At 61.9% G+C, this 11,487-nt stretch carries 10 protein-coding genes; 6 read left to right on the plus strand and 4 right to left on the minus strand.

Going from position 1 to position 11,487, the window contains the following annotated elements; genetic code table 11:
- Positions 1-121: 121 nt before the first annotated feature.
- The gene (locus tag ON14_RS12065; protein WP_010205444.1) at positions 122-727 is read left to right on the plus strand and encodes a TetR/AcrR family transcriptional regulator; all 606 of its coding nucleotides are present in this window, start codon (positions 122-124) and stop codon (positions 725-727) included.
- A gap of 217 nt (positions 728-944) precedes the next feature.
- On the opposite strand, the gene ON14_RS15880 is transcribed toward ON14_RS12065, so the two are convergent.
- Complete coding sequence (locus ON14_RS15880) at positions 945-1,082, minus strand: hypothetical protein (protein WP_158000093.1); 138 nt, start codon at positions 1,080-1,082, stop codon at positions 945-947.
- Positions 1,083-1,141: 59 nt separating this feature from the next.
- Between ON14_RS15880 and ON14_RS12075 the strand changes: the two genes are divergently transcribed.
- Positions 1,142-1,573: a hypothetical protein gene (locus tag ON14_RS12075; RefSeq protein ID WP_010205448.1), complete on the plus strand. Its 432-nt coding sequence runs from the start codon at positions 1,142-1,144 to the stop codon at positions 1,571-1,573.
- Here the strand turns inward: ON14_RS12075 and ON14_RS12080 are convergent.
- From ON14_RS12080 to ON14_RS12090, 3 genes are all read right to left on the minus strand, one after another.
- Entirely contained in the window at positions 1,557-2,516 is a 960-nt protein-coding gene (locus ON14_RS12080; protein WP_026037713.1) for a helix-turn-helix domain-containing protein, read from the minus strand. The two genes, ON14_RS12075 and ON14_RS12080, sit on opposite strands and share 17 nt — an antisense overlap.
- Positions 2,517-2,617: 101 nt before the next feature.
- Positions 2,618-3,634 carry a LacI family DNA-binding transcriptional regulator gene (locus ON14_RS12085; protein WP_010205459.1) on the minus strand — a complete coding sequence of 339 codons (1,017 nt, stop codon included), beginning with the start codon at positions 3,632-3,634 and terminating at the stop codon, positions 2,618-2,620.
- Positions 3,635-3,762: 128 nt separating this feature from the next.
- Positions 3,763-5,424: a glycoside hydrolase family 13 protein gene (locus tag ON14_RS12090; protein ID WP_141630052.1), complete on the minus strand. Its 1,662-nt coding sequence runs from the start codon at positions 5,422-5,424 to the stop codon at positions 3,763-3,765.
- A gap of 178 nt (positions 5,425-5,602) precedes the next feature.
- On the opposite strand from ON14_RS12090, the gene ON14_RS12095 reads away from it, so the two are divergent.
- The 4 genes from ON14_RS12095 (at position 5,603) to ON14_RS12110 (ending at position 11,432) form a co-directional block, all read left to right on the plus strand.
- A complete protein-coding gene (locus tag ON14_RS12095; RefSeq protein ID WP_026037715.1) occupies positions 5,603-6,835 on the plus strand; it encodes a sugar ABC transporter substrate-binding protein in 1,233 nt (410 codons plus the stop codon).
- Between the two features lie 133 nt (positions 6,836-6,968).
- The gene (locus ON14_RS12100; RefSeq protein ID WP_010205462.1) at positions 6,969-8,582 is read left to right on the plus strand and encodes an ABC transporter permease subunit; all 1,614 of its coding nucleotides are present in this window, start codon (positions 6,969-6,971) and stop codon (positions 8,580-8,582) included.
- A 1-nt stretch (position 8,583) separates the two neighbouring features.
- Positions 8,584-9,510 (plus strand): sugar ABC transporter permease, encoded by a 927-nt coding sequence (locus ON14_RS12105; RefSeq protein WP_010205473.1) that lies wholly within the window; start codon positions 8,584-8,586, stop codon positions 9,508-9,510.
- Positions 9,510-11,432 carry a glycoside hydrolase family 13 protein gene (locus ON14_RS12110; RefSeq protein ID WP_010205479.1) on the plus strand — a complete coding sequence of 641 codons (1,923 nt, stop codon included), beginning with the start codon at positions 9,510-9,512 and terminating at the stop codon, positions 11,430-11,432. The genes ON14_RS12105 and ON14_RS12110 overlap by 1 nt, the downstream gene beginning before the upstream one ends.
- The last annotated feature ends 55 nt before the right edge of the window (positions 11,433-11,487 follow it).

An 11,487-nucleotide genomic window follows, 5' to 3' on the forward strand; every position in this document is an offset into this window, starting at 1 on the left:
CTCCTTACAAAACCGGGTGGCTCGTTGCCGGGCCGATTGATCGTTTACCAAACCAATTGGTTCGACAGTACGTCCGCGTGTAAGCTAAGTCAAACCAACCGGTTCGATTTGGAGGTGTTTGGTGGTTTCGACAGAAATGCCGCGTGATCAACTCCGTGGCCGCGAAACAAAACAGCGCGTACTAGAGGCAGCTGCTGCCGAGTTTGCTGAATTTGGCGTTGCTGGGGCGCGAATCAATCGCATCGCAGAGACAGCAAAAGCAAGCAAAGAACGCATCTACGCCTGGTTCGGCGACAAAGATGCGCTCTTCGATCACGTCATGCAGACCGGCCTCGACCAGCTCGCCCATGCCGTACCCATCGACGCCGACCTTGTCGAGTACACCGTGCGGCTGCACAACTACTTCGTCAACGACAAGAGTGCACAGCGCGTCACAATGTGGGCGTGGCTCCACGACGCTGAGACGCTCGGCTCATTCTCCGAAGGGCGCGTCGAGGGATACCGGCACAAGCTTCAGGTGATCGCCGATGCGCAGGGGCGAGGGATCGTGGACTCATCGTGGCAGCCAGAAGAATTACTCGCACTGTTGCTTGCCGTTGCCAGCAACTGGGAACGCGCACCAGCAGAACTGCGATCCATCGGATGTGCAGAGTTTGCCGACAGCGAGAAAGCCCGCTGCGACTCCGTGCGCGAAGCCGCCCGCCGGCTCGTCGAGCCCAGCTCTTAGAAGCCCGGCGACGACATCCGTGACGTGTCCGGGTTCGTTCGGGATCGTCGAAATCGCACGGGCGCAGTGCTCGCAGGGAGTGTACTGGACGCTGACGACTAGACCCGTGAGTACAGACAGGGGCGGCATGACACTACACACCAACGACGATAAACGAGCTATTTCCGCCATCCTCAGCGAGGCGATGATGCAGGCAGATAGCCAGCTCGTTACCGCATCATGCGTTGCGCCCGATCTGGTCGCTGTCATCGAACGCACCGATGTCACTCGCCTCAAGGGGATCAGCAAACTGGAGTTCGCTGCCGTCACCTCTGAGCTGCGCCGAGCGCTCACCGCCTATAACGCGGACCACCATACAATCGCGCTCGAAGTGGCTGAGAAAGCACGACACCTGAAGAACCACGATCGTGACGGATGCTCGCCCAGGGCCTCCTTGTGGCTCTTGCGGTGGGCGGACTCTTCGTCGTTACGTTCGCTATTGTCTTCTCGCTCGTCATTCTTGTTGGAACGTTCGTCATGCGATCGGTGTGGATCGCTCGCCTCGGGGAACGCGCCGAAACGCTATCCCGCGCCTTCGAAGGTCCCGCGGCAGAGCTGCGGGAAAAGCTAGGCACGACCCCCGCGCAGGCGCGACAGACGATGTGGTCGAGCGCGACAGGCCTCTGCGCGCGTTCCGACGCGCTCTATCTTGAGTCGCTCGAACCAGCGCAGCGAGCGTCAGAACTTACGACGCGCCAGAAGGACGCGCAGCACTGGGCCGATCGTCGGTTCGCGCGGCAGTTCGGGAGTGAGCAACCGTACGAAGAACGGTCGGCGACCTCTGTGGGGCTCACCGTCGCGTGTTGAGCGATGGGCCGTTGCGTCGGCTGATTTCGGACAGGCCAAGCCTGCCGAGCAGATGAATGATGGCGAGAGCGGTGTAACCGGTGATGAGCTTGTCGGCGAGTGAGATCGAGATGTTGACGGTAAAAACGCTGGCCCACAGACCGTCGCCAATTGCCCGCAGTGTCGCAATAAAGTCGTCACCGGCGTGACCGGCAACGCCTCCAAATACCAGCACGGTGATCGGGACAGCGGTGATCGTGCAGGCAAGCGCCACTAAGACGTTGAGCAGCAAAAAACGTAGCCGGGTCCTATCGAGGTGCCAGAGTCGCACCCCGTAACCCCAGACGAGCGCCCCCACGACATTGACGATCGCGTAGGCGAGGGTTGCGGGCACCGTAGAGAAAACCCCGACGACGTTGGTCGAGAGCCCGACGAGGGCTCCCTGCCACGGCCCGAGCACGATCGCGACGACTGCGGTTCCGATCATGTCGAGAAAAATCGGCAACTCAAACTTTGAGACAACGCTGCCGCCGAAAAGGTTGAGGCCGACAGCCGCGACCATCAAAACGACGACAAAAGCGAGCCGTGAATCGGAGTTCGGGGTCGGGTTCAGCGGGGCGTGCGGGGTGGGCGGGATCTGCGCTTTCATCGTCGTGCGGGCGGCGAGACAGCGAGTTCTCCAGGCTTCGGCCTCGATGTCGTCGCGGCCCAGAGCGACAACAATTTCGGCCACAAGCTCGGCATTGATGCGGCTTCGTCCGGTGCGGAAGATGTCGAAGACCGTCGAACGGGCAACGCGCGCAGCGGCAGGACTAACGCCGTTTTCCTCACGGCGATGAGCGATGCGCGCGGCAAGCTCGGAGTACGACACTTCTCCGGCGGCGACCCGCAGTCGTTGCAGATCATCCGCTATCTGATCGAGAGAGTCGGCAGGAAAAGACGAGTGATCATTCTCCGTGCTCACGTCTGCCCCCAGACTCTCGACGCCTGCAAGAGGCCCATTCGACTCTGATTGTGCCACAGCGAAACTAGAGAACAGTCCGAGGTAACCCGAACTGGGTGGGGCTACTCGGGTGGACGGCTCGTGCTCGACCGCACGACCAAGTCGTAGCCAATCGGAGTGTTTTCGGGTATTTCGGGATGCTTTCCCGGCACCAACAAATTCATCAGAATCTCTACCGCATGCTCGCCCTGAGCTTGAGGATACTGGGCGACAGTCGTGAGTCCGAAAAATTCGGAGAGCTCGTGGCCGTCGATCCCGATGATGGAAATGTCGCGCGGAACGACAAGACCGAGATCGCGCGCGGCCAAAATGCAGCCGATCGCCATCTCATCGGACGACGCAAAGATTGCCGTCGGCCGCTGTAGAGGATTGCCCAGCAGTTGCTTAGCAGCGTGGTAGCCACCCTGAATGGTGAAGTCCGCGGTCGCGAAGAAGTGTGATTGTGGTTCGATGCCCGCGGAGCGCAGAGCAGCCTCGTAGCCGCGGCGGCGATTTGTCGGAATGTGGAACTCAAGATCGTAGTCCTCAGAGCCACCGATATGCGCAATCCGAGTGTGCCCCAACGACAACAGGTGACTCGTTGCCAGATTCGACACGGCATCGTCGTCGAGGGTGAGCGTGCGCACGCCGTCAATGGGGCCACCCACTCCCACCACAGGCTTATCCAACGCTTGCAGTCGATCGACCTCAGCGGGGGAAAGCTTCAGCGAGACCGTGACGATCCCATCAATCCGCTTTCGCTGAAGGAAGACGTCGAAGACTGCCTCACGTTCTTCCACGCTGCCCGACAGGTTGTACAGCGTCACGTCGTAGCCGTGGCGCATCAAAGACTGCTGGGCACCCTCGACCACAGACGTAAAGAACCAGCGCGCCAAATACGGCACCATGAGCCCCACGTTTTTGGTGCGCCCTGAGGCGAGGCTCGATGCGCTTGATGACACAACGTAGTCAAGCGCGGCAGCGGCATCCGCCACTTTCTCGCGCGAGGCCGCCGAAACGGGGCCATTGCCGCTGAGTGCCCGCGAGACCGTGGCGGTCGAGACGCCAGCGCGGCGGGCAACATCTTCGATGCTCGCCATCGGTAACCCCTCGTCGGATGCTTGTCGTTGTGCGCCACTGGGGCGAATGGATGCCGACCAACAGTCGGCACACTGCTGCCGATTCTAGCGACCGGCATCCGCTCGCTGCTATTCGGTAGGCCGGTGGGCTAGCAGCGCAGCCACACTGTGGTGTCGGCGGGAAGCTGATCGTCGCCGAGAGGGCCGCTCGAGAGCAGTACTTCGCCGGCGGGGAGAGCCACGGCGGTGTCGCCGGTGTTGGCGTACACCAGCACGTCGCCGTTGCGGAGGCCGAGCACAGATTCGGCGCCGGTTTCGAGCCACTCAAGGTCGCCGGTTCCCAGTTCGTGGGCGCGGCGGAGGGCGAGGGCGTGGCGGTACAACGAGAGCGTCGAGGTGCTGTCGTTGAGCTGGGTATCGCGGGCGAGGGATGCCCAGTCGGCGGGTTGCGGCAACCACGCGGCATCCGACGGGCCGAAGCCGAAGGCGGGGGAGTTGGCCTCCCAAGGGATCGGCACCCGGCATCCGTCGCGGCCGTAGCGTTCGCCGCCAGTGCGGAACCAGGTGGGGTCTTCGCGGGCCTCATCGGGTAGGTCGATTACCTCGGGCAGACCGAGCTCTTCGCCCTGATAAATGTAGGCACTGCCGGGGAGGGAAAGCATGAGCGCGGTGGCGGCGCGAGCGCGACGAAGGCCAAGCTCGGGGATGGGGAGACCCGCCGACTTGGGCCCGATGCCGTGACCCTGCGGATTCTCGGCCGTCAAAGCGAGGCGAGAAGCGTGACGCACGACGTCGTGGTTAGAGAGCACCCACGTGCTTGGCGCCTTGACCTCGCTGAAGGCGCTGATCGAAGCGTCGATAACCGCACGCAAAGGCTCTGCAGCCCAAGGCGTTTCGAGATAGGGAAAGTTGAAGGCCTGGTGCATTTCGTCGGGACGCACCCACTTGGCCATGTCAGTCAGCGGATCAACCCAGGCCTCGGCGGCGAGAATGCGTTCACCCTCGTAGCTGTTCAGAATGGTGCGCCACTCGCGGTAAATCTCGTGCACGCCATCCTGAGCCCAGAACGGTGCGCGGGATGCGGCGAGCTCGGCGGCCGCACCGCCCATGCTGCCGCCCGCGAGCGGGGGAGTCCAGTCGGGAAGGCCGTCGGCTTTGATCATGCCGTGGGCGACATCCACCCGGAATCCGTCAACGCCACGATCGAGCCAGAAGCGGAGTACGTCTTCGAACTGGCGGCGAACCCACGGGTTGTTCCAGTCGAAGTCGGGCTGGGTGGTGTCGAACAGGTGCAGATACCACTGGCCAGGGGTTCCGTCGGTTTCGGTGACGCGGGTCCAGGCACGCCCGCCAAAGACTGACTCCCAGTTGTTTGGCGGGAGTTCGCCATTCTCGCCCCGACCGTCGCGGAACATGTAGCGAGCACGCTCGTCGCTCCCTGGCGCGGCGGCGAGTGCGTCTTGGAACCAGCGGTGATCGCTCGAGGAATGATTGGGCACGAGGTCGACGATCACGCGCAGGCCAAGCTCGTGAGCTCGCTCCGTCATCGAGTCAAAGTCGTCAAGGGTGCCAAAGAGCGGGTCAACGTCACAATAGTCGGCGACGTCGTAGCCGGCATCTCGCTGAGGCGAGGTGTAGAACGGCGAGAGCCAGATGGCATCGACGCCGAGCTCGGTGAGGGCGGGAAGGCGGTCGCGAATACCCAGCAAATCACCCATTCCGTCACCGTTGGAGTCAGCGAATGACCGCGGATAGATCTGGTAAATCACAGCAGAACGCCACCACTCGGTGCCGGGAAGAACGGAAGTCATAGCCGTCACACTATCGCTTTCCTCGGCCAAATCTAAGCGCTTCCACATCATCGTGTCCTTATCTCCTCAAGAAAAACCTGAAATTTTCCCCAGAGGTGCTTGCTGAAAAGTGTCTATAAGAGGTATACATGGAAGCGCTTGCAGTTTGCAATGCTTTCACTGACGAAAGGCAGCACCAATGAGGGTGAACAACAAAGGACTGTGGGCCGTAGGCGCACTCACAGTTACTGCATCGCTAGTTCTAACCGGATGCACAGCAGCATCCGATTCAGCAGATAACGGATCCGGCACCGGCGAATCACTCACCGTGTGGGTCGACGCCGACCGTGCAGCCGTTCTCAAAGACGCCGCAGCAGACTTCACCGCCGAGACCGGCGTCGAGGTCAAGCTTGTGCAAAAAGAATTCGGTGACATCCGCGACCAGTTCATCGCCCAAGCCCCCACCGGAAAAGGCCCCGACATTGTGATCGGTGCCCATGACTGGCTCGGAACCTTCGTGACCAACGGTGTCGTTGCTCCCGTCGAACTCGGAGACAAGGCGGATGCTTTCCAAGACGTCGCCATCACCGCCATGAGCTACGAAGGCCAGGTTTACGGCGTTCCGTACTCGATCGAGAACATCGCCCTCGTGCGCAACACGGCCCTCGCGCCCAGCACACCGGCAACCTTCGACGAGATGGTCACCATGGGCCAAGCAGCAGGGACCGAATACCCGTTCCTCGTAGGACTCGACCCAGAAGCGGCCGACCCCTACCACCTGTACCCCTTCCAGACCTCGTTCGGTGCGCCAGTATTCGGCACCGCCGCTGACGGAAGCTACGACGCCGACGCCCTCGAAATCGGCAACGCCGGCGGCGACGCCTTCGCTGCCTGGCTCGCAGCTCAAGGTGCAGCTGGTGTGCTGAACACCAACATCACTGGCGACCTTGCCAAGGAGAAGTTCATCGCCGGTGCAGCACCCTTCTACCTGACCGGGCCGTGGAACGTACCCGCAGCAGTCGAAGCAGGCATCGACGTTGCGATCGAATCGATCCCCTCCGCCGGTGGAGAAGCAGCGCAGCCATTCGTGGGCGTGCAGGGCTTCTTCGTCAGCTCCAAGAGTGAGAACGCGCTTGCCGCCAACGAGTTCATTGTGAACTACATGGGCAGCGAAGACGTGCAGACCGCACTGTTCGAAGTTGGCGGACGCGCACCAGCGCTCACGGCATCCTTCGAAGCAGCAAGCGAAGACCCGATCGTTGCCGGATTCGGTGCCGTCGGTGAAAACGCGGTGCCCATGCCGTCGATTCCCGCGATGGGAGCCGTGTGGGAGTTCTGGGGCGTAACGGAAGCCGCCATCATCAACGGTGGCGACCCCGCGTCGCTCTGGCAGAAGATGTCAGGCGACATCGAAACCGCTATCGCCGGATAGCTCACGGTGGCCGTCCGTCTGCAAACGGGCGGCCACTTCCTCGCCCCACCATCGGACCGGGCGCTGTTTTTTCGCAACGCAGCCCCGGTTCGCACTGCTCAACTGACTCGCCCGCCTTCAATGGAGAATCCCCGTGACGACAACCCCCGAGACTGATCCCGGCCCCATCCGGCAGTCGGCCCGCGCGAAACGTGCGACCAGGATTGCGGATGCCGCAGCCGGTGGCTGGAAAATTGTCGCCGTAAAGATCCTTGGCCTCGGCGTCGTCGACGCCATCGCGATCTATGCACTGTTTGTGCTGGTGCGCAGCGAATCGTGGCTGGTGGCTGGACTCGTCGTTGCCGTCACGCTGCTCGTCAACTGGATTTACTTCTCCCGCGGAAAACTGCCGGCAAAGTACTTGACGCCCGGCCTGATTTTTCTCGCGATCTTCCAAATCTTTGTGTTGCTCTACTCGGGGTATATCGCCTTCACCAACTACGGCACCGGTCACAACTCGACCAAAGCGGATGCCGTCAACTCGTTGCTGCTCTCGTCGCAAAACCGGGTCGCGGATTCACCGAATTACCGCCTCACCGTGCTCGAACAGCTCGGCGAACTTTCCTTCCTCGTTACCGAACCCGACGGCAGCGTGAGCATTGGTGGCGAAGAGCGTCCGCTCAAGGACGTAAACAACGCGCAGCTGGAGGGCGGCGTTGCTGTCGGCCTCGACGGCTACACGACCCTCGGCTTTCAAGACATCCTCGGCCGCCAAAGTGCGATCGCCGGAATCAGCGTTCCACTCACCGATGATCCCAACGACGGAATGTTGCGCACCCCAGATGGGTCGAGCGCCTTCCTCTACACCTCGTCGCTCGACTACGACGAAGCCGCCGGCACGATGCGGGACAAGAACTCCGGCATCACCTACTCCGATATCGGCACCGGCGCCTTCACCGCCGACAACGGCCAAGAGCTGCTGCCGGGATGGAAAATTGAGGTCGGACTCGACAACTTCGTTCGCGCGTTTACCGAGGAATCCATCCGTGGTCCGCTTATTAGCGTGACCGTCTGGACCTTCGCATTCGCGTTCCTTTCGGTGTTCACGACCTTCGCGCTCGGCTTGTTCTTGGCGATCGTCTTCAACGACAAACGGATGAAGAGCCGCAAGTATTACCGGATCATCATGATCTTGCCCTATGCCTTCCCCGGCTTCTTGTCGGCGCTCGTGTGGGCCGGAATGATGAACCAAGAGTTCGGATTCATCAACACCGTGTTGCTGGGTGGGGCCGAAGTTCCCTGGCTCACGAACGAGTGGCTGGCCAAGGGATCGGTGCTGTTTGTGAATCTGTGGCTGGGATTCCCGTACATGTTCCTGGTGACCACCGGTGCACTGCAGGCCATCCCTGAAGAGCTCACCGAAGCTGCGACAGTGGATGGCGCGAAACCGTGGGCCATCTTCAGATTCGTGAAACTGCCCCTGCTGTTGGTCTCGGTAGCTCCGCTGTTGATCTCGTCGTTTGCGTTCAACTTCAACAACTTCAACCTCATCTACATGCTCACCAACGGTGGGCCGCGCGACGTCTCCGCAGGGGTGAATGTCGGCGCGACGGACATCCTGATTTCGATGGTCTACAAGGTTGCCTTCGTGGGAGCCAACCGCGACTACGGGCTCGCGAGTGCCTTCGCGATCATCATTTTCATTCTGGTCGCGGGCATCGCGATCATCAGTTTCCGTCGCACGAAGTCGCTTGAGGAGTTGAACTGAGATGACTGCAACAACTCAGAAGAACAATGCGGATGTCGCTGTCAGTCCGAATGCCGTCGTCGGGCATCCGCGACGCTCGTTCAAGCGCTGGGCCCGCGAAACCGGCTGGCGTCACATCATTGGCGTCATCATGTCGATCTTCGCCGCGTTCCCACTGCTCTACGTGTTTAGTGCGTCGCTGAACCCGGGCGGCACTCTCGTCACGGCCAACTCGCTATTCTCGAGCTTCAACTTCGGCAGCTACGTCGACCTCTTCAATCGGCCTCAGCAACCGTATGCCGCATGGTTCGGCAACACCCTGCTGATCGGCGGCATCTCGTCGCTCGGCACCGTTTTTCTCGGCGCCCTCGCGGCATATGCCTTTTCGCGCATGCGGTTCATCGGTCGTCGAGTTGGGCTACTCACGTTGCTGCTCGTGCAGATGTTTCCGCAGCTTCTCGCGGTCGTCGCGATCTTCTTGCTGCTCTCCGGCATCTCCGAGATATTCCCCGCGATTGGCCTCAACAGCCAGATCGGGCTCATCATGGTCTACCTCGGTGGCGCACTCGGAGTGAACACCTACCTGATGTACGGGTTCTTCAACACGGTTCCGTCCTCCATTGATGAAGCGGCGAAGATCGATGGCGCAGGTCACGCGCGCATCTTCTTCACGATCATCCTGCGTCTCGTCGCCCCGATTCTGGCTGTCGTCGGTCTGCTCTCGTTTGTGGGAACGACGAGCGAGTTCGTGATCGCCAGCATCGTGCTGATCGACCCCGATAAGCAGACCCTCGCGGTGGGCCTCTACCAGTTCGTCTCTCAAGAGTTCTCGCGCAACTGGAGCATCTTCGCTGCCGGTGCCGTGCTCGCGGCCATCCCCGTGATGACCCTGTTCTTGTTCCTGCAGAAATACATCGTCGGTGGTCTCACCGCGGGAAGCGTGAAGTAATGGATGCCCTACTCCCGCACCACGATGGCTCGGCGCTGCACGTCTCTATCCAGACGCCCGCGCTCGGCGACACCGTCACTCTGCGCCTTCGCGTGCCGGTCGGTTATGGCCCGCTGAAGGCTGTGCGGGTGCGCGAGAATCCCGACCACGAACCGCGCTGGACGGATGCTCGCCTCATCGGCACCGCCGCCGGCTGGGATTGGTGGCAGGCCGACATTGTCGTCGAGAATGTGCGGCACGGGTATCGCTGGTTGCTCGTGCATGACAACGCTGTTCAGGGCAATGCCGGCCGCGTCGAGTGGCTCAACCAGAGGGGGCTGCACTCGATCGAGACGCTCGACTCCGAAGACTTTGCCCTGCTTGCCACTCCGGCTGCCCCAGAGTGGTTGGCGGAGACGGTGATGTACCAGGTCTTCCCCGATCGCTTCGCCCGATCATCCGCCGCCGAAGCTCACGAGACACCCGAGTGGGCGATTGCCGCGCGCTGGTACGAACCGGTCGACCCCGTACTGCCGGGTCGTTCTAAGCAGTTCTATGGGGGAGACCTCGACGGCATCACCGAGCACCTCGATCACTTGACCTCGCTCGGCGTGACGATGCTGTACCTCACGCCGATCTTTCCGGCGCGCTCGAACCATCGCTATGACGCGTCGAGTTTCGTGGATGTCGATGACCTGTTGGGTGGGCGCGAAGCGCTGATCCGTCTGGTGGACAAGGCCCACGCTCGCGGGCTCAAAGTCATTGGCGACCTGACAACGAATCACTCGGGCGATGCGCACGAGTGGTTCCAGGCGGCGTTCGGCAAGCCGGAGGCGCCTGAGGGTGATTTCTACTACTTCACGAATGAAGAACACACCGAATACGTGGGTTGGCTGGGCACGCCTAGCCTGCCCAAGTTCAACTGGAACTCGACCGAGCTGCGTCGTCGCTTCATCGAGGGCGACGATTCGGTGGTCGCGCACTGGTTGAAGGAGCCCTACAACTTCGACGGTTGGCGCGTGGATGTCGCGAACATGACGGGGCGGATGGGCGCGGAGGATCTCAACGAGGAGGTGCGGCAGATCATCCGTCGCACCATGGAGGACGTGAACCCTGACACGGTGCTGTTGGCGGAATCGACGAACGATGCCGCGAGTGATCTGCAGGGTGATGCCTGGCATGGCGCGATGACGTATCCCTCGTTCACGCGACCGGTCTGGGGATGGCTCACCGAACCCGGCGACACCTCCCACGTGACCGCGGATGGGTCGATCGACCCCGAGGCGTGGTTCTTCGGGCAGCCCATTGGTGGCATTCCGAACTACAGCGCTCGCGACTTTGCGGAAATGACGGTGCGGTTCACGGCGAGCATTCCGTGGCGCATCCGGCTCGGCAATATGAACGCGCTCGACACTCACGACACCGCGCGGTTCCGCACGCACGCGCCCGCCGAGAATGTGCCGCTCGCTCTCGCGCTGTCGGTGACGCTGCCGGGAGTGCCCGTTGTGTTTGCGGGTGATGAATTCGGCCTCAGCGGCGACGATGGCGAAATGTCGCGCACGCCCATCCCGTGGGGAACCGAAAGTGACCCCGCCGTTGCGCCGACGCTCGACGTTTATCGCCAGCTGATCGCGCTGCGGCGCGAGTTGCCGACGCTCTCGCGCGGCGGCCTGCGCTGGCTACATGTCGCCGGCGACGCCCTAGTGTTTGTGCGCGAAGACGCCTCCGCCACTGTTCTCGTGGTTGTCGCGCGCTCGCCGCTGACGATCACGCTCCGGCCGGGGGCAATCGCGGCGACAGTTTCGGCGGCGGATGCTGCAGCACCCACCTTCCTCACTGGTGACGCGACTCTGGCATCCGCTGCCGCCGGGCACACGCTCTCGACGGCCGCCCACACGTGCGCGATCTGGACTCTGCCCGGCGTCGAGCACCCCGGCGCCTAGCTAGGGGCCGACTGGCTAGGGACCCGCCTCGCCGCGAGCGGCCGCCACGCCTAGA

It is taken from the genome of Salinibacterium sp. PAMC 21357 (assembly GCF_000247645.1).
In the GTDB taxonomy this organism is placed as follows: Bacteria; Actinomycetota; Actinomycetes; order Actinomycetales; family Microbacteriaceae; genus Rhodoglobus.